The organism is Amycolatopsis sp. NPDC114504, assembly GCF_055633595.1.
In genome coordinates this window covers 229,452-247,328 of sequence record NZ_JBVKDU010000005.1, presented here as the reverse complement: position 1 = coordinate 247,328, position 17,877 = coordinate 229,452, and the positions used below count along the sequence as shown (strand labels likewise).

Annotated in this window: 12 protein-coding genes and 2 pseudogenes; 7 read left to right on the top strand and 7 right to left on the bottom strand. The window is 73.6% G+C overall.

The window, feature by feature from the left end; genetic code table 11:
- Window positions 1-23: 23 nt before the first annotated feature.
- The gene (locus tag ACZ7PG_RS37250) at window positions 24-3,632 is read right to left on the bottom strand and encodes a discoidin domain-containing protein (protein ID WP_470243878.1); all 3,609 of its coding nucleotides are present in this window, start codon (window positions 3,630-3,632) and stop codon (window positions 24-26) included.
- A 230-nt stretch (window positions 3,633-3,862) separates the two neighbouring features.
- Here ACZ7PG_RS37250 and ACZ7PG_RS37245 point away from each other — a divergent pair, with 230 nt between their 5' ends.
- The gene (locus ACZ7PG_RS37245; RefSeq protein WP_470243877.1) at window positions 3,863-4,297 is read left to right on the top strand and encodes an SRPBCC family protein; all 435 of its coding nucleotides are present in this window, start codon (window positions 3,863-3,865) and stop codon (window positions 4,295-4,297) included.
- A gap of 19 nt (window positions 4,298-4,316) precedes the next feature.
- Here ACZ7PG_RS37245 and ACZ7PG_RS37240 read toward each other — a convergent pair whose 3' ends face one another.
- Window positions 4,317-5,186: a MerR family transcriptional regulator gene (locus ACZ7PG_RS37240; protein WP_470243876.1), complete on the bottom strand. Its 870-nt coding sequence runs from the start codon at window positions 5,184-5,186 to the stop codon at window positions 4,317-4,319.
- Window positions 5,187-5,925: 739 nt separating this feature from the next.
- Between ACZ7PG_RS37240 and ACZ7PG_RS37235 the strand changes: the two genes are divergently transcribed.
- The gene (locus tag ACZ7PG_RS37235) at window positions 5,926-6,306 is read left to right on the top strand and encodes an STAS domain-containing protein (protein WP_470243875.1); all 381 of its coding nucleotides are present in this window, start codon (window positions 5,926-5,928) and stop codon (window positions 6,304-6,306) included.
- A gap of 57 nt (window positions 6,307-6,363) precedes the next feature.
- Here the strand turns inward: ACZ7PG_RS37235 and ACZ7PG_RS37230 are convergent.
- From ACZ7PG_RS37230 to ACZ7PG_RS37220, 3 genes and pseudogenes are all read right to left on the bottom strand, one after another.
- Window positions 6,364-7,050 (bottom strand): annotated as a pseudogene (locus ACZ7PG_RS37230) (AfsR/SARP family transcriptional regulator); the annotation flags it as partial.
- A 147-nt stretch (window positions 7,051-7,197) separates the two neighbouring features.
- Window positions 7,198-7,845, bottom strand: a pseudogene (locus ACZ7PG_RS37225) (response regulator); the annotation flags it as partial.
- Window positions 7,842-9,008 (bottom strand): sensor histidine kinase, encoded by a 1,167-nt coding sequence (locus ACZ7PG_RS37220; protein ID WP_470243874.1) that lies wholly within the window; start codon window positions 9,006-9,008, stop codon window positions 7,842-7,844. The pseudogene ACZ7PG_RS37225 and the gene ACZ7PG_RS37220, both read right to left, overlap by 4 nt.
- 744 nt (window positions 9,009-9,752) lie before the next feature.
- On the opposite strand from ACZ7PG_RS37220, the gene ACZ7PG_RS37215 reads away from it, so the two are divergent.
- The 4 genes from ACZ7PG_RS37215 (at window position 9,753) to glgC (ending at window position 15,424) form a co-directional block, all read left to right on the top strand.
- A complete protein-coding gene (locus ACZ7PG_RS37215; protein WP_470243873.1) occupies window positions 9,753-11,243 on the top strand; it encodes a choice-of-anchor A family protein in 1,491 nt (496 codons plus the stop codon).
- 122 nt (window positions 11,244-11,365) lie between these two features.
- Window positions 11,366-12,961: a glycosyltransferase family protein gene (locus tag ACZ7PG_RS37210; RefSeq protein ID WP_470243872.1), complete on the top strand. Its 1,596-nt coding sequence runs from the start codon at window positions 11,366-11,368 to the stop codon at window positions 12,959-12,961.
- A 94-nt stretch (window positions 12,962-13,055) separates the two neighbouring features.
- Window positions 13,056-14,210, top strand: a complete 1,155-nt coding sequence (gene glgA / locus ACZ7PG_RS37205) for a glycogen synthase (protein WP_470243871.1) — start codon at window positions 13,056-13,058, stop codon at window positions 14,208-14,210.
- Window positions 14,207-15,424 carry a glucose-1-phosphate adenylyltransferase gene (gene glgC / locus ACZ7PG_RS37200; RefSeq protein ID WP_470243870.1) on the top strand — a complete coding sequence of 406 codons (1,218 nt, stop codon included), beginning with the start codon at window positions 14,207-14,209 and terminating at the stop codon, window positions 15,422-15,424. Before glgA ends, glgC begins: the two co-directional genes overlap by 4 nt.
- Window positions 15,425-15,439: 15 nt before the next feature.
- Here glgC and ACZ7PG_RS37195 read toward each other — a convergent pair whose 3' ends face one another.
- Entirely contained in the window at window positions 15,440-15,571 is a 132-nt protein-coding gene (locus ACZ7PG_RS37195) for a hypothetical protein (RefSeq protein WP_470243869.1), read from the bottom strand.
- 429 nt (window positions 15,572-16,000) lie between these two features.
- Between ACZ7PG_RS37195 and ACZ7PG_RS37190 the strand changes: the two genes are divergently transcribed.
- Window positions 16,001-17,038, top strand: coding sequence for an NADPH:quinone reductase (locus tag ACZ7PG_RS37190; protein WP_470243868.1), 1,038 nt, complete (start codon window positions 16,001-16,003; stop codon window positions 17,036-17,038).
- On the opposite strand, the gene ACZ7PG_RS37185 is transcribed toward ACZ7PG_RS37190, so the two are convergent.
- On the bottom strand, window positions 17,022-17,846 hold the full coding sequence (locus ACZ7PG_RS37185; protein ID WP_470243867.1) for an NAD(P)-dependent oxidoreductase: 825 nt from the start codon (window positions 17,844-17,846) through the stop codon (window positions 17,022-17,024). The two genes, ACZ7PG_RS37190 and ACZ7PG_RS37185, sit on opposite strands and share 17 nt — an antisense overlap.
- Window positions 17,847-17,877 lie beyond the last annotated feature (31 nt).

Here is a 17,877-nt window from a genome sequence, read left to right as displayed (position 1 = left end):
GACGGGGTCCGACAAAAACGCGGCTAGATCAGCTTCGCCGCCACGTTGTACGCCTCCACCTGCAGCCGGGCGCCCGGCACGCGCCGCCGGGGCTCGACGCGGACCGTGCGGCTCTCCCCCGGCAGCAGCCAGAAGTAGTTGTCGCCGTAGCGGGTCGGCAGGACACGGTCGGTGCCGTTGCGCTCGCGCAGCGACAGCCGGATCATCGCCGCGACCGTCTTCCCGTCGTTGCGGATCGTCGCCGTGTACGCGTCGCCGTCCGCCTTCAGCGACGACGTCAGCCGCGCGCCCGGGAGCTGGTTGAGCGCGCGCATGGCCGTGTCGCCGCGGTAGCGCCAGTACGTGTTCTCCGACAGCACCGCCCCACGCGCGTCGGTCAGGGCCAGGCGCAGCAGGTGCAGGTCCGGGTGGGCCGCGTCGAACGGCACCGTGAACGCCGTCGCGCCGACGTTCGCCGCGACGTCCAGTTTCTGCTGCGCCGGGGCTCCGAGCGAGGCACCGTCCAAAGAGAACAGCCGCGCGGTGACCGTCACCCCGCTCAACGCGGCAGGCGTGTGGTTGACCACCCGGACCTGCCACGTCGTCAGGTCGGCCTGCACGTGCCGGGCCTCGCAGCCCTTGCGCGCGCCGTAGTAACTGCCGTTGACGTCGAGGTCGTAGTCGTAGGTCTGCCACACCGTGCTGTGCCACGCCGGGTGCGACATCCACAGCAGCACGCCGGTCGCGTCGGCCCACAGCCTCGTGTTCCACGCCTCGAAGATCGCGCGCATGCTCTCGTAGTTGACGAACTGCGCCTTGCGGCAGAACTCCGCCAGGCTCGTCGACGGCGCGAGCCGCGCGTCGATCGCCGCCAGGTAGCTCTGCGGCGACTGGTTGCCGCCCGTCGACCAGTCGTGCAGGAACCACGGCGCGCCGATCGGCCAGCCCGGGTCGTCCTTCCCGACGAGGTTGCGCATGCTCTCGACGACCGACACGGTCGGCAGCCCGATCTCGCTCCAGAACCCGTACTTGCCGCCGGTCGCCTCGCCCGTGAAGTACCGCTTCGGGTCCTGCCAGTAGTACGGCCCGTCGCCGGTGATCACGCCGCCCGCCGAGTTGCCCTGGTAGAGCAGGTCGGTGTTCTCGTGGACGATGTCGCGCAACGCATTGTCGATCACCGGCGGCGGCGTGCCCTCGTTGCAGCCGAACCAGACCGTCGCGCACGCGTGGTGGCGGTAGCGCAGCACGGTGTCCTTCGCCTGCGCGAGGAAGATGTCGTGGTTGGCCGGGTCGGTCGACCAGCCGTCCCAGAACTCGTTCCACAGCAGGATGCCGTACTTGTCGCAGGCGTCGAACAGCTCCTGCCGGTACGACGAGCCGACCCAGTTGCGGATCAGCGTGAAGTTCATGTCGCGGTGCATCGCGACGACGGCGTCGGTCCGCTCGGGCGTCATCCGGCGCAGCAGCTCGTCCCAGCCCCAGCTGCCGCCGCGGGCGAAGATCTTGACGCCGTTGACGAGGAAGGTCAGCGGCTTCGGGCTGTTGTCCACCGACGCGGCGTCGGTCCAGGTGTCACCGTCCGGCGAGACCTGGATCTTGAACGTCGCCGCGTAGGCGGTCTCCCAGGTCAGGACGACCCGGTCGAACGCGGTAGCGCCGCCGAGGTCGACCTGCAGCCACTGGTTGTCTTCGTAGGCGGACGTCCAGCGGGTGTTCGGGTCGCCGTCGAAGGCTCGTTCCGGCGGGTTGCCGTCGGCGACCGACTGCGACGTCGCGGTCTTGCCCCGCGCCAGGTCCGTGTCCGGCGCCTTGCTGTCGACCACGGACATCGTCCAGAGCGAGAAGCCCCAGCCCGTGGCGCGCTTCAGACCCTGCATCCGGACGAACCGGGCGTTCTGCGGCGCGAGGTCGACGGACTGGGTGGCCCGGCCGTCGGCGATGACGATCGGCAGGTCGTACTGGTAGCCGATCTCGCGCAGGCCGATCTTCGTCGTCCGGCGGTCGCTGGTGGACGCGCCGATCGCCGCGGTGAGCGTCAGGTCGTAGAGGTTCGGGTCGCCGTAGCCGTTGGGCCACCACAGCTTCGGGTTCTTGACCTGCTGCGCCGGGAACGCGACGTCGGTGGTCTGGCCGGCCGGGACGGTGACCGTGGCCGAGACGTTCACCGGGCCGAAGGCGGCGGTGACCTTGACGCGCTGGGCCGTCGACGCGGCGTTGCGCACCGGCACGGTCAGCGTCACCACGGCGGTGCCGGCGTCGGGCACCTTCGTGTCGACGCGGATGTCGCCGAGGACGGCGGCGCCGGTGGAGCGCAGGCGCACGTGGTCCCAGATGCCGGACGCGCGGTCGCGGACCGCGGGCATCCAGTCCCAGCCGGACACCGCGAGGTAGGTCGGCGAGTTGTCGAACATCGTGCTGCCGGCGTCGACCCACGAGCTGCCGTTCGAGCCCTTGTCGCTGGGGCTGCCGGGCCGCGGCATCGGCGAGATCTTCACGGCGAGCGCCTGGTCGCCGGTGCGGCGCAGGGCCGCCGTGACGTCGTAGGCGCCGCGGCCGAACGGGTGGCTCTGGGTGCCGATTTCGGCGCCGTTGAGCCAGATCTGCGCTTCGTGGTTGACGCCGTCGAACTCGAGCCAGACGTGCCGGCCCGCCGAGGTGTCCAGGCCGCGCGGGAGCGAGAAGCGACGGCGGTACCACCAGGCGTGGCGCGACAGCGCTTCCGGGACGTGGAGCTGGTTCATGCCGGAGACCGGGTCGGGCAGCTGGCCCTGTTCGACCAGCGACGCGAGGACCGTGCCGGGGACGGTCGCCGGGAGCCAGCCGCGGGTGTCGACCGTCGACCCGGAGAGTGCCTGGCCGTCGCCGGCCGGCGCCCAGTCGTCCATGGTGAGGACCCAGCCGGACTCGAGCGGCACGGTGCCGTCGGCCGCGACGGCGAGCGCGGGCGGGTCGTCGTGCGGGCGGACCGGGAAGCTGGTCCAGCCGTGCACCGCCGGGCGGTTCTGCGGGCCGGTGCCGAACACCTGGAAACCGTTGAGGCCCAGCGGGTTGGTCGTCGAGCGGCTCGACGCGGTGAACCGGACCCAGCGCGCGGTGACGGCGGTGAGCGGGATCGTCACGACGCCACCGGTGCCGGCGTCGGTGTGGTGGACGGTGCGCCAGGCCCTGCCGTCGCCCGAGACGTCGAGGTCGAACGCCGTCGCGTAGCTGGACTGGATTTCGAAACCGCTGGTGTGGCTGCGGGACGCGGCGCCGTCGAAGGCCGGGTCGCCGGGTCGCGCCTCGAAGGTCAGCACGACCGAGTCGATCCGGCACGATCCCTGCAGGTCGACGACGATCCACTGGCCGTCGCCCGCCGTGGCGCGCCAGCCGGAGCCCTTGACGCCGACCTGGGCGAGGCCGTCGACGGCGAACTCGGCCGGGGTGCCGGCGTAGTCGGTCGAGGACACCTGCACGGGCCGGAACAGGGCCAGGTCGGTCTTCTGCGCCTGGGCCTCGGCGGCGGCGGGCGCCGCGGACGCGACGCCGGGCAGGACGGCCGCGAGGCCGAACCCGGCCAGCAGGCCGGTCCCGGCGGCCAGGACGTGGCGCCGGGAAACGGCGGCCACCTCCGCGGGCTCGACATCCGCGGTGATGCCGTACTCCTCCGCCATGCGGACTCCGATCTGAAAGCGGCGGCCGGACCTGGCGGGGTGGCGCCGCGAGCGGGGATGACAACGTTGCCAGGAAGCTTCCGCCGGGCGCGCCGGAAGCGTCAAGAAGACAAGGCAGACAAGAACTCGGAAAACATGACATCGATGTCGGTGCGTGGTTCACCGTGCCCCGGTGAGCGGTGCCCGTTACGGTTGCAGCGACTGCGCAACGAACCACTCCGGGAGGTCCGATGGTCCAGGTCGAACGCACCGTCACGGTGCGGACGCCGGTCGCGCGCGTCGCGGAGTACCTCGCGGACTTCGCGCACACCGAGGACTGGGACCCGGGCACGGTGTCGTGCACCCGCACCGGCGACGGCCCCATCACGGTCGGCGCCGGGTGGCACAACGTCTCGGAGTTCCGCGGTCGCCGGACGGAGCTGGACTACCACCTGACCCGGCGCGAGGCCGGCCGCGTGACGTTCGTCGGCAAGAACAAGACGGCGACTTCGACCGACGACTTCGGCCTGTCGGCGGGCCCGGACGGGACGACGGTCCGTTACCGCGCCACGATCGTGTTCCACGGATGGGCGAAACTGGCGAGCCCGTTGCTGAAGCGGGAGTTCGAACGGCTCGGGGACGCCGTGGTGCCGGAGTTGAAGCGGGTGCTCGAAGGGCTGAGCTGAGTTCGGTTTCGGCTCCTCGCTACGCCTCGGCGTACCCCACTGCCAGCTCGACCGCCGACGCCAGGTCGTCGACCCGGGCGAAGCCGCGGTCGCCCAGGTGCCGCCAGCCGGGGCCGGCCGTGCCCACCACGCGGCCGAGGTCGCGCACGCGGGCGGCGAGCAGGTCGTCGGCCGTCGGGGCGGCCAGTGACCACAGCAGCACCAGCACCGGGTCGAGGCGCTCGGCGAGGTCGGCGACCGTCTCGGCCGGCACGAGCTGGCCGAGGTAGGCGACCGGGACCCCGGCCTCGGCCAGCGTCGCGCGCAGGGCCTCCATCGGCAGGGAGTGCCGCTCGGCCGGGCAGCAGGCCAGCAGCACCGGCCGGCCCGGGACGGCCGCCGGGAAGCCGCGGCTGAACCGCTCGTACGCCAGCGAGATCTCCGTCGTCAGCGCCCATTCCGACGCGAAGCAGACATCGCCGCGCTGCCAACGGTCGCCCAGGCCGCGCAGGACCGGGGCGAGGACGTCGGTCCAGGCGGCGGCCGGGCCGAGGGTGCCGAGGGTTTCGTCGAGCAGTCCCGCGATCGACGCGGACCGCAGTTCGTCGGCGGCGTCCTCGAGCTCGCGCATCCGGCGGGCGGCGGGTACCTCGGGCGGTTCGGCGGCCGAGTCCCCGAAGGCCGCGGCGGCGGCTTCCCGCACCGGCATCCCGCGCGCGACGAGCCGCTGCATGTGCTGCAGCCTGCGGACGTCGGCGTCGGAGTAGCGGCGGTGCCGTCCGGTGGTCGAGGCCGACGGGCCGATCCCGTAGCGCGCGCTCCAGCTGCGCAGGGTCACCGGCGAGACGCCGAGCAGCTCGGCCACCTTGCCCGGCGCCCAAGCACCCGTCTGGACGTTCTTCGGTTCCACCGTTCCCCTTCACCTCGCTCGCGGCAGCTTAGCGACGGCCAGGCCACCTGACCGGCTGGGACAGGTGGCCCCGCCCCGCCGCGGCGATCACCGGACCGCCCGGCGAAGATCCACGGGCGACGGCCGGCCCCCGAACTCCGGCGCACCGCAACCGAAGCCGCGTTCGGTGACCCTCCGTTCGCCGACCCGGACGCGGCGCTCGGGGCGGGTCGTCGGTCGCGCCTCGCCCAGTCGAGAACGACCCGCACGCGGCGCTCGCGGCGAAGTCGCCGATCGTGTCGATGCCGTGCGGCTGGCCGTCCGGCCGGGCGAGACCGAACAACACGCGGCGCTCGCGGCAAGGTCGCCGATCGCGCCGATGCCCGTCCGGCTGGTCGCGCCGATGCCGTCCGGCTGACGGTCCCGCTGGTCGTGCCGCTGTCCGCCGGCCGGCAGTCCCAATTGAGGCGGGAACGGCGGCCACGGGGAACGCGGCGGCGGGGCGTCGGCCTGCCGCGTCCCCCTCGGCGCCGCCCGGCGCCGGGGATCCGGCCCGCGTCAGCCGGATCCGGACGGCCGCGGGGTGTGGCAACCCGCCACGGCCTGCCCAGTCGTGGGGCGGAAGGGGTGCTGCCAGGCCAAGCTATACCCGTGCGCAACGCTTGCGCATCGCTATCCCTCGGATGCCGGAGCGATTCGCCCCACTCGGGCGAGTGAACCCCGGCCGTGCTGGGTACCTGCCCGGGCAGGAGGAACGCCGATGACCGAAAACCGCATCCTGCCCCGCTTCGCGACGACGACCGCCGAGGGGGTCGTGACCGTCCGCTGCACCGGCGACCTCGACCTGGCCGCTGAGCCCCGGCTCCGCGACGCACTGCTGGGCCCGTTCCGCGGCGGAGCGACGGCGGTCATCGCCGACCTGACCGGGACGACTTTCTGCGACTCGACAGTGTTCAGCGTCTTGGTCGAGTCGTACCGCGAGGCCCTCGCACACGAGATTCCGTACGCCATCGCGGCGGCCCGGATCGCGGTCGCGCGGCCCCTGGCCATCCTCGGACTGGACCGGGTGCTGCCGCTGCACGCCGAAGTCGCCGAGGCGCACGCGGCGGTCACCGCGACGTCGGCCAGTCGCGTCTCCTAGCCCGCGAAGTCCGGGTGCACCGCGGCTCCTCCCCTGGTTCGACGCGGTCGGCGTCGCCTAACCGGGGAAGTCCGGGCGCAGCCCATCACCGAGCACCGCCCGATGGGTGCGCCGCAGTTCCTCCCCCGGCTCGACACCCAGGTCCGCGGCCAGCCGGTCGCGGATTCGGCCGTACGCCGCGATCGCCTCGCCACGGCGGCCCGTCGCCTGCAACGCCCGCATCAGCAGCGCCGCCAACGGCTCGCGCAAGGGCTCCAAAGCCAGTACCGCGGACAGCTCGTCGACCGTCTCCGCGTACCGGCCCAGCCGCAGCTGCAACCTTGCCTTATGCGCCCAGAGCGTGCTCCTGCGCTCAGTCAGCCGTAGCCGCTGGCCGTCCGCGAAGGGGCCCGGCAACCCGGACAGCGGCTCTCCGTGGAACAGCCCGAGCGCCGCCGAACACGATGATGCCGCCGCCGTCAGGTCGCCTGCCTCCTCGGCCGCGCCCGCGTCCGCCGTCAGCTCGGCCAGGCGGGCCGTGTCGATGCGGACGCCGTCGCCGTCGAAGCGGTAGCCGCCGCGGGTGCGGCCGATCACCGAGTCCGGGGTCCGCTCGCCCGGCGCGCGCAGGCACTTGCGCAGCCGGTGGACGTACACCGGCAGCACCCGGCCTCCGGTGCCCGGCGGCTCCAGCCCCCAGACGCCGTCGAGCAGCTCGCTCTGGCTGACCGTGACGCCGGGACGCAGCACCAGCGCTGCCAGCAGGGCCTGCTGGCGCACCGGCCCCAGGTCCAGCGGGCTGCCGCCGCGCCACGCGCGCAACGGCCCCAGCACCGAGAACCTCAGCCCCGGCAACGGAATCGGCTCGGCGACCGCCGGCGGCACCGGCGCGTCGTCCACTATGGACACTCGCGGGCTGACGATGCCGTGGTCGAACGCGTAAACGACCGCGGCGGCGCGGTCGCGCAGGCCCAGTTTGGCGAAGATCCGGCTCAGGTGGCTCTTCACCGTCAGCTCGGAGACGACCAGTGCGCCGGCGATCTCGGCGTTGCTCAGCCCGCGCCCGGCCGCCCGCAGCACGTCCAGCTCGCGCGGCGTCAGCAGTCCCGGCGGCGGGCCCGCGGGTTCGCCGGCGGGCGCGCGCCGGTAGGTCGTGAGGACGCGCGCCGTCACCGCTGCGTCGAGCCAGGCGTCGCCCGCGGCGACCGCCCGGACGGCGCGGATGAGGTCCTCCGCCGGCGAATCCTTGAGGATGTAGCCGACCGCTCCCGCGCGCAGTGCGCCCGCCAGCAGCTCGTCGTCGTCGAAGGTGGTCAGGGCCAGCACGGGCGGCCGGCCGCCGAGCCGCCGCGTCGCCTCGATCCCGTCGACGTGCTTCATCCGCAGGTCCATCACGACGACGTCGGCTTCGGCGGCGGCCAGTGCCGCGGGCACGTCCGCGCCGTCGCCGCACTCCCCCGTGATGACGAACCCGTCGCGGCGGCGCAGGATCCGCCGCAGCCCGGAGCGCACGAGCTCCTGGTCGTCGACGAGCAGGACGCGGACCTCGCCCGCCGTCACGACGGGCCGCCCGCGGGCACGCCGACCGTGACGACCCAGTCCGCGCCGTCCGGTCCGGCGGTCAGCTCGGCACCCAGCTGGCCCGCCCGCGCGGCCATGCCCTTGAGGCCCGAGCCGCCGGTGCCGGGCGGACCGCCGGCGGGCAGCCGGTTGCGGACGACCAGCCGCGCTTCGGCCGGGCCGACGTCGAGCCGCAGCCGGGCCGGCGCGCCGCCGCCGTGCTTGGCGATGTTGGCCAGCGACTCCTGCGCGATGCGGTAGAGCCCGAGCCCGGCCAGGTCCGGCACGGTGGCCAGGTCGCCCTCCTGCTCGTACTCCACCGCGAGCCCGGCGGCGCGGGTGCGCCCGACCAGCGCGGCGATGTCGCGGGCGCCGGGCAACGGGCGCGTCCCGGCCGGCGCCTCGGCGAGCAGCCCGACGGTCCGGCGGATGTCGGCCATCGCGGTCCGCCCGACGCGCTCGGCCTCCGCGAGCCCTTCGAGCGCCTCTTCGACGTCGCGGTCCTGCTGCAGGGCGTGCCGGGTGCCGGTCAGGTGCAGCAGCGTGATGCTCAGCGAGTGGGCGACGACATCGTGCACCTCGCGGGCGATCCGCTGCCGTTCGGCGAGGACGGCCTGGTCGCGCCCGGCGTCCCGGGCGGCCCGCTCGGCGGCCAGCGCGCGCACGTACCAGCGGAGCATGAACCCGGCGGCCAGGCCGAGCAGCACGGCGGCGACGTAGACCGGGAACCCGACCAGCCCGACCCGGGCCGCGGCGACGCTCAGCGTCGCGACGCTCGCGGCGGCGACGCCGAACGCGACCACCGGCCGGGCGATCGCGGCAGTCTCGGCGGCCAGCACCACCAGCACGACCGGCGCGAAGTCCGGCACGACCGGCTGCGCCAGCAGGATCCCGACGGCGGCGAGCACGGTCAGCGCCTTGAGCCAGGGCGGAGCGAGGAGTCCGGTGACGGCCCAGCCGAGCGCGGTCACGACGGCCAGCAGCCCGGCGAGGGCGATCGGTGCCGGCGGCGTCAGCGCCCCTCGTTGCGCCACCGCCGCCACCGCCAGCACCACCCCGAAGGCGGTCACGGCGACCGGAACCCACCACGGCAACGCAACCCCGGCGCGGCCGAGGCTCGTCTCCAGGCGGGCCCGGAGCCCGTTCACCACCCTCGCCCCCACTCCGACAGCCTAGGAAGGGGGCGGTGCGGGCGCATCCCGCCCCGGGAGGAAGTCGCGGTCATCCGGATTTCATCGGCCCAGGTCCGTCCACTGTGGCCGGGCGCTCCGCGGAGGCGGGTGGGTGGCGACGGGAGGTGCGGGCCGGGCGGCTGGCGTGGCCGGTGGCCGGGGCCGGACGGCTGGCGTGGTCAGGGGCGGGCGGCTGCTGTCTCCGGCGGCCAGGGGCCGGGCACCGGCCATGGCCGACGGCCAGGGACGGGGCGGCTGCCGCGGCCGACGGCCCACGGGCGAGCGGCTGCCGTCGCCGGGGCCAGAGGCCGGCAGCTGCCATGGCCGATGGCCAGGGGCCGGGCGGCTGCCATGGCCGATAGCCAGGGGCCGGGCGGCTGCCGTGGCTGGTGGTCAGGCGCGGCGGCTGTGGCCACTGGCCGGTGGTCAGGGCGGGCAGCTGCCTTGGCCGGTAGCCAGGGGGCAGGCGACTGCTGCGGCCGGTGGTTAGGACCGGGCGACTGCCGCGGCCGGCGGCCAAAGACCGGGCGGCAGCCACAGCCGGCGGCCAAGGGCCGGGCGGCTGCTGTGGCCGGTGGTCAAGAACGGGCCGTGACCGGGGCCGCGGGCTGCGGTGCCGGGCGGTTGCACCTCCGGAACGCCGGCGGGCCCTCGATCGGGTGGCTAGGCGGGCGGTCGGCGTGACCGGCCGCTAGCGTCCGGACTGACGAGTCCACAGTGGACAGGGGAGGTCCCGTGCGTGCGACCCATGCCGCCTTCGCGGCGCTGGCGGCCTGTGGGCTCGTGATGCTCTCGGTGCCGGTCCTGCGGTCCGCGCACGCCGATCCGCTGCCCGGTGGTCTCGGGCCGTGCGTGCCCGGTTCGTGCCCCGATCCCTTCCCGCCGGTCGGGAATGGGCCGTTCGCTGGGCGTGACAACGCTGTCAACCTGTTCGTCGGGGGCAGCATGCGGGTCACCGGGAGCGCCGCCGAGGCCGAAGGCCGGGTGGTCGTCGGTGGTGGCTTCACGCTGCGGAAGACGTCCGGTTCGGCGATCTACAACGTCGGGGTCGCCGGGGTCGGCTCCCGCGTTCCGCCGCCGGACGGTGCCGACTACCTTACCGTCGGCGGGGATCTGACGGTCGCCGAGCGGCAGCGGCTCGATGCCGTCGGCGACTCGGCCGGTGGGGTGGTCCGCCACGCCGGGACGGTCAGCGGCACCGTCATCGGGAAGCTCGTCCACGACGCCGCCGCGATGAAGCCGTACGCCGGGCTGCGGGAGCGGCTCACCACCGCGAGCGAGTGCTACGCGCGGGCCGCCGCCACCGGGACCGTGCAGAACCAGAACCACCAGACGCTCTTCACCGGCGACGGGAAGTCGGCGCTGCAGGTCTTCATCGTCACCCAGGACATCGCCGGGCCGGGCGGCGGCACGCAGGGCATCGCGTTCACCGGCATCCCCGCCGGCGCGACCGTGCTGGTCAACCTCACCGGCGCGGCTCGGACGATCAACACCTACAGCGGCGGCCTCGACGACAACGACCCGCTCAACCGCCTGCGCCCCCGCCTGCTCTGGAACTTCCCGGACGCGACGGCGGTCCACCTCATCGGCAGCGGCAGCTTCCAGGGCAGCGTGCTGGCCGGCAACCCCGCCGGGACGACGACCGTGACGCTGCCCGGCACCAACGGCCGCTTCTTCACGGCGGGCAGCCTCGTGCACGGCGCGAGCACCGGGCCGGGCAGCGGCCAGGAGTTCCACGCGTACCCGTTCGTCGGCGACCTGCCCTCGTGCGACGACAAGCCCGAACCGACCACGACGAAACCGACGACGACCACCACCGCCGGCACGAGCACGACGCGCACCTCCACCACGCCGACCACGACCGGGCCGGCGACAACGACATCGCCGACCAGCACGAACACCACCACCGGGCCGACGACCTCGACCACCACGACCGAGCCGTCCACGACCACCTCATCCGACACGAGCACCCCGGCCACCACGACGCCGGCCACGTCGACCACCACGAGCCCGTCCAGCACGAGCACCACGACAACGCCATCGACAACCCCATCGACCTCGACCACCACGACGTCACCCACCCCGGCCCCCGCGCCGACCACCCCGGGCAACGGCACCCTCCCGGACACCGGTGTCGATCTCGGCCCGATCCTCGGCCTCGGCGCCCTGCTCCTGACCGGCGGAACCGCGCTGGTCCTGGTCACCGTCCGGCGACGGACACCTTGATCACCCGTCCACAGTGGAGTCACACTGCGGGCCCGCCCGGGCCGTGTCACCATCGGGTGAACCCGGCGGACGTGACGCGGGCGTAGCACCCCGGTAACGCGTCGTCGTTACGGTGCCGGGCCATGGCAGTCGGACAGCGGGCGACGGTTCCGCGAGGGGAACAAGTGCTGGCGGAAACGCAAACGGAAACCGAAACCGACGCGGAACGGACCACCGCGGACCACCGGAACGCATCAGGCCGGTGGCTGCCGGTCTTCGGGGCGGTGCTGGGCGCCGCCCTCTTCCTCGTCGTCCGCGGCAGCCTGACCGATGACGGCTACATCACCCTCGCCTACGCGAAGAACCTCGCCCTGCACGGTGAGTGGGGCCTGATCCCCGGCTCGCCGGCGAACTCCGCGACCTCCCCGCTGAACGTCCTGCTCCTCGGCGCACTGACCCTCGTGACGCGGATCTCCGGCGACGCACACCCGGTCATCGCTCTCGGGATCCTCACCACCCTGTGCGGCGGCGTACTCGGCTGGGCGTGGCAGCGCCTGAGCCGCACCCTGGCCCTGCCGCTCGCCGCCGGCGTCCTCGGCGTCACCCTCGTGCTGCTCAACCCCTTCGTGCTCTCGGCGATCGGCCTGGAGGTCCTGCTGATCCCGGCGGTGCTGCTGGTGCTCACCGTCTTCGCGACCGAAGGCCGGCCGCTGCTGTTCGGCGTGACCGCCGGGCTCACCGTCCTCACCCGGCTCGACCTCGTGGTCTTCGTCCTGGTGATCGCGGTGAGCACGCCCGCCATCCGCCGCCGGCTGCTGCCCGCCGCCGGGTGGGCGGTGCTGACGGCCGCGCCGTGGTTCGCCGTCAGCTGGTTCGTCTTCGGGTCGTTCGTGCCGGACACGCTGGTGATCAAGCAGGCGCAGGGCGGGCTGTTCGCGCCGTGGACCTTCAGCACCGGGCCGGTCATGTACTACACCGGCCAGCCGTTCACCGTGCTCGTCACGTTCCTCCCGGCGGCACTCGGCGTGGTCGCGCTGGCCGGGTGGGCCGCCGCGCGGTTCGGGGTCCGGTGGCCGGAGTTCCCCGCGGTCGGCCCGGTCGCGGCGCTGGCCGCGGGCGGGATCCTCTACTACGTCGCTTATGCGTTCCTCGGGGTCGGGCCGTTCCACTGGTACTACGTGGCCCCGGTGACCGCGACGAGCGGGTTCGCCGTCGCCGCGTTCGGCGTCTGGTCCGCGCAGGCGCGCGAACGCCCGGCGCTGCGACGCGGGCCCCCGGCGGTCGCGCTCGGCCTGACCGGTGTCCTGGTGCTGGCCGGCGCCGGGGTCGACGCCGCGCAGGGCGTGCCGTGGAAGTCGCCGGTGATCTTCGGGAACTGGGCCAGCTCGACCGACTACGCCCGCGTCGGGAAGGAACTCGGCGCCCGGCTCGCCGGGGCGAGCGTCGCCAGTCCCGGCGAGATCGGCACCCTCGCCTACTACTGCGAGTGCGCGATCCTCGACGAGTTCTCCGACCGCGGCCAGGCGGTCTCGATCGTCGACCAGCGGATCGCCAAGGCGGGCCCGCTGATGAGCCTGGCGCTGCGGGTCAACTACCACTGGCTGGACCGCTCGGTCGCGCCGCGCAAGCCGGACTACCGGCTGCTTTACGCGACGGGCCCGGCGACCGGACCGGACAGCTGGCAGGTCTGGTCGGCGGCGAAGGGCGTCGGTCACTTCACCCTCGTCCGCGAGCCGTGATCACCGCGCTCATCTGAGCAGTGACCGAAAACTCCGAAGATTCCCCTGGACGCCAGACTGCGCCACAGGCCGGTGAGGCCATAGGGTTCCGGTCATGAAGGTCGGCCTGCTCACCCGGGAATACCCGCCGGAGGTCTACGGCGGCGCCGGGGTTCACGTGGAGTTCCTCGCCCGGGAGTTGCGGCCGCTGGTCGATCTCGACGTCCACTGCTGGGGCGCGGACCGCCCCGATGCCACCGGGCACACGGACCCGCACGGGTACCGCCAGCCGGCGTTCACGACCATGGACATCGCGGTGTCGATGGCGAACGCCCTCGAAGGCCACGACCTCGCGCACAGCCACACCTGGTACGCGAACCTGGCCGGGCACCTGGCGAAGATGACGCACGGCATCCCGCACGTCGTCACCGCGCACTCGCTGGAACCGCTGCGGCCGTGGAAGGCCGAGCAGCTCGGCGGCGGCTACCGCGTCTCGTCGTGGATCGAGCGCGAGGCCTACGAGGCCGCGGACGCGATCGTCGCGGTCAGCGGCGGCATGCGCCGTGACGTCCTCGCCGCGTACCCGGCGGTACCGCCCGAGCGGGTCCACGTCATCCACAACGGCATCGACACCACCCTGTACCGCCCGGATCCCGGCACCGACGCGCTGGTGAAGCACGGCGTCGACCCCGATCGGCCCTACGTCCTGTTCGTCGGCCGGATCACCCGGCAGAAGGGCGTCCCGCACCTGGTCCGCGCGGCCGCGTCGCTCGACCCGGGCACCCAGCTGGTGCTGTGCGCAGGCGGCGCGGACACCCCCGAGCTCGACGCCGAGTTCCGCGGGCTGGTCGCCGAGCTGGAGAAGACGCGCACCGGCGTCCGCTGGATCCCGGAGATGCTGCCGCGCCCCGAGGTCGTGCAGCTGCTCACCCACGCCACGGTGTTCGCCTGCCCGTCGGTCTACGAGCCGTTGGGCATCGTGAACCTCGAGGCGATGGCGTGCGGCACGCCGGTGGTGGCCAGCGACGTCGGCGGCATCCCGGAGGTCGTCGACGACGGCCGGACCGGGCTGCTCGTGCACTACGACGAGCAGGACGCGCGTGGGTTCGAGGCGAGCCTGGCCGCCGCGCTGAACGAGGTGGTGGGTTCCCCGGACCGGGCCGCCGCGATGGGTACCGCCGGCCGCGAGCGCGCGGTCGGCGAGTTCGGCTGGAAGGCGATCGCCGAGCGGACGGTCGCCCTCTACGAAGCGTGCGGGAGGTCGTCGTGAACACTGGAGCGGACGTGCTGGGCATCGTGCTCGCGGGCGGCGAGGGCAAACGGCTGATGCCGCTCACCGCCGACCGCGCCAAACCCGCCGTTCCCTTCGGGGGTGTGCACCGGCTGGTCGACTTCGTGCTGTCGAACCTCGTGCACGGCGGGTTCCGGCGGCTGTGCGTGCTGACGCAGTACAAGTCGCACTCGCTCGACCGGCACATCTCGACGACGTGGCGCCTCTCGGCGCTGACCGGCGAGTACGTCACGCCGGTGCCGGCGCAGCAGCGGCTGGGCCCGCGCTGGTACCAGGGCAGCGCCGACGCCATCCACCAGAGCCTCAACCTGGTCTACGACGAGGACCCCGAGTACATCGCGGTGTTCGGCGCGGACAACATCTACCGGATGGACCCCCGGCAGATGCTGGAGGCCCACATCTCCTCGGGTGCCGGCGTGACGGTGGCCGGGATCCGCGTCCCGCGGGCGGAGGCGAGCTCGTTCGGCGTCATCCGGACCACCGACGGGCTGATGATCGACGCGTTCATGGAGAAGCCCGCCGACCCGCCGGGGCTGCCGGACTCCCCCGAGGAGTCGTACGTGTCGATGGGCAACTACATCTTCACGACGAAGGTGATGCTGGAAGCGCTGCACGCCGACGCCGAGAACGCGGCCTCGCACCACGACATGGGCCGCGACATCATCCCGGCGCTGGTCAAGTCGGGCGAAGCGGCGGTCTACAACTTCAACGGCAACGCCGTGCCCGGCGAGACCGAGCGCGACCACGGCTACTGGCGCGACGTCGGGACCATCGACAGCTACTACGACGCGCACACCGACCTGATCTCGACGCACCCGATCTTCAACCTCTACAACCGGAAGTGGCCGATCCTGGCCCACCCCGGCCAGCGGGCGGCGGCGAAGTTCGTCGAGGGCGGCTCGGCCAACCAGTCGATCGTCAGCAACGGCTGCATCATCTCGGGCGCGCAGGTCGTGGACTCGGTGCTCTCGCCGGACGTGCTCGTCGAGCAGGGCGCGGTGGTCCAGGGCTCGGTGCTGCTGGACGGCGCCCGCGTCGGCCGCGGCGCGGTGGTGCGGCGAGCGATCCTCGACAAGAACGTCGTGGTGCCGCCGGGTGCGCACATCGGGGTCGACCTGGCCCGGGACCGGGGGCACTACCACGTCAGCGAGGGCGGGATCGTCGTGCTCGGCAAGGGGGAACGCGCGATCTGAGGGCGCCGGCGGCGGTCAGGACCCGGCGATCGCCGCCAAGCGCTCGACCACCTGGCGCGGGTCGATGCCCCAGCGCTCGGCCAGCTCCGAGATCGTCGCGCCGGCCGCGTGTTCGGCGGCGATCATGCTGTTCACGACCCCGGCCACGCCTCACTCCTCAACCGCAGATGCACGTGCAGCCGACATGCTACATGTTCACTGCGGACGTCGAACAAACTGCCTCAGGACGGTCTCCGGCCCGGGCCGCCCCCACGATTCAGCGTTCCGATTTCTCCGACTCCCCCGGTGGATTCTTCGTAGTGGCCCGTGCGCGCGTGGCACTGAACACCGCGTCGAAGATCGGTGTCGGTTCTCCGTCGTCGCGCTTCGGCCGTTCGTCCCCCGGGCCGCGCTTTTCCTCTCCCACGCGCCCAGTTTCTGCGACGGCGGTCGTTTTCGCTCGGGCAGCACCGAAAATCGCCCGGCCGGGGGATCACCCGCGTGGCGCGCCTTTTCCGGCCGCCGACGCGGAAAAGCACCGCGGATTCATTTCCGGACGCGGGGAATAACCCCGGGTGGCGTGCGATTGCACCCGGCATGAAAGCAGTCGTCTACCGCCGCCACGGCGGACCCGAGGTGCTGTCGGTGTCGGAGCGGGCCGTCGCGGACCCCGGTCCCGGCGAGGTGCGCGTCCGGATCGTCGTGTCCGCGGTCAACCCCACCGACTGGAAGGCCCGGCTCGGCCGCGGCGCGGAAGCCGGGACCGAAACGCCCGACACGGTGCCCAACCAGGACGGCGCCGGCGTCGTCGACGCGGTCGGCCCGGACGTCACCGGGCTCGCTCCCGGCGACCGCGTGTGGCTGATCCTCGCGGGCACCCACGGCCCGGCGGCCGGCACCGCGCAGGAGTACACCGTGCTCCCGGCGGAGCAGGTCGTCCCCCTGCCCGACGGCACCGGCTTCGACGAGGGCGCCGGGTTCGGCGTCCCGGGGCTGACCGCGCACCGGGCGCTGACCGTCGCCGAGGACGGGCCCGCCCGGCTCGCTCCCGGCGCGCTCGCCGGCCGGACGGTGCTGGTCAGCGGCGGCGCCGGCGCGGTCGGCAACGCCACGATCCAGCTCGGCCGCTGGGCCGGGGCGACCGTGGTCGCGACCGTCAGCAGCGACGAGAAGGCCGCGCTCGCCCGCGCGGCCGGCGCCCAGCACGTGCTGCGCTACCCCGACCCGGAGCTCGCCGCGCGGATCCGCGAGGTCGCCCCGGACGGCGTCGACCTGGTCGTCGAGGTCGCGGCCGGGGTCAACGCCGGGCTGCACACCGAGGTCCTGCGCCCGCGCGGCACGGTCGCGATCTACGGCGACGACCGCGGCACCGGGACGGTCAGCCTCGACTTCGGGGCGAACCTGTGGCTCAACACCCGGTACCAGTTCCTGGTGCTCTACACGGTGGGAGCGGACAAGCTCCGCGCCGGCGCCGAGGACGTCACGGCGGCCTTCGCCGACGGCGCGCTGCGGCTCGGCGAGGACCGCGGTGTGCCGGTCCACCGTTTCCCGCTCGAAGACACCGCGAAGGCCCACATCGCGTCCGAGGAGGGCGCGACCGGGAAGGTGCTGATCGACGTCACCCCGGCGGGGTGACCAGCGCCTGAAGGAGGTCGTCGAGGGCGACGCCGTCGTCGTCGCGGTGGTCGCGCCAGCGGGCGAACAGCGCTCCGGCGGCCGCGACGAGGGCCGGTGAGAGCCCGGCGTCGGCGCTCGCTTCGGCGATCTCGGCCATTTCGCCTTCCCACCGCCAAGCGCGCTGCCCGGCGGAGGTGATGCCGGCGGGCGCGCCCAGCGGGGTGTGCGGCAGGACCTCGGCGGCGAGCTCACGCAGCTCGCCGCCGACGCCGTGGCGCTCCGCGAGGGCGTGGGACTGCGCGGCCAGCGCGAAGGTGAGCTTGTTGTAGGAGGCGAAGGCCAGCTTGAGGGCCGAGGCCTTGCCGACGGGACCGTCCAGCGCGACGGGCTCGAGACGGGTGCCGGCGAACAGGCCTTCCAGCCGCGTGACGGCGGCCGCGGGCCCGGACAGGTAGAGCCGCGTGGTCCCGGCCGTCCGCGGAGGCGGGCCGACGATGCCGCCGTCGACGACGGTCGCCTTGTCCAGGATCCGCGTGATTTCGGTGGCGTGCCGGGGACTGATGGCGTTGGCGTCGAGGTAGACGCCTTCGAAGCCGGCCACCGACCTGGCGACGTCGAGCGCGGCCGCGGGCGGGCAGACGCTGACGATCACGTCGCAGCCGGCGAGGTCGCCGGCTTCGGTGAGCCCGGCGTCTTCGGCACGGCGGCACGTCGCCGGTCCGCGACCGGCGGGGAGCCAGTGAACCGGGGTCCCCCGGGCGGTGAGCACCGCGCCGACGGCGGCGCCCATGGCTCCGGGGTGCAGCAACCCGACGGAAGTGGTCATGCTCCCTTCCTACCCGTCGTGAGTGAGAAAC

Coding starts and splice junctions, on each gene's coding strand:
- ACZ7PG_RS37185 (WP_470243867.1), bottom strand. CDS start 17,846: ATGACCACTTCCGTCGGGTTGCTGCACCCCGGAGCCATGGGCGCCGCC.
- glgA (WP_470243871.1), top strand. CDS start 13,056: ATGAAGGTCGGCCTGCTCACCCGGGAATACCCGCCGGAGGTCTACGGC.
- ACZ7PG_RS37235 (WP_470243875.1), top strand. CDS start 5,926: ATGACCGAAAACCGCATCCTGCCCCGCTTCGCGACGACGACCGCCGAG.
- ACZ7PG_RS37210 (WP_470243872.1), top strand. CDS start 11,366: ATGGCAGTCGGACAGCGGGCGACGGTTCCGCGAGGGGAACAAGTGCTG.
- ACZ7PG_RS37250 (WP_470243878.1), bottom strand. CDS start 3,632: ATGGCGGAGGAGTACGGCATCACCGCGGATGTCGAGCCCGCGGAGGTG.
- ACZ7PG_RS37245 (WP_470243877.1), top strand. CDS start 3,863: ATGGTCCAGGTCGAACGCACCGTCACGGTGCGGACGCCGGTCGCGCGC.
- ACZ7PG_RS37190 (WP_470243868.1), top strand. CDS start 16,001: ATGAAAGCAGTCGTCTACCGCCGCCACGGCGGACCCGAGGTGCTGTCG.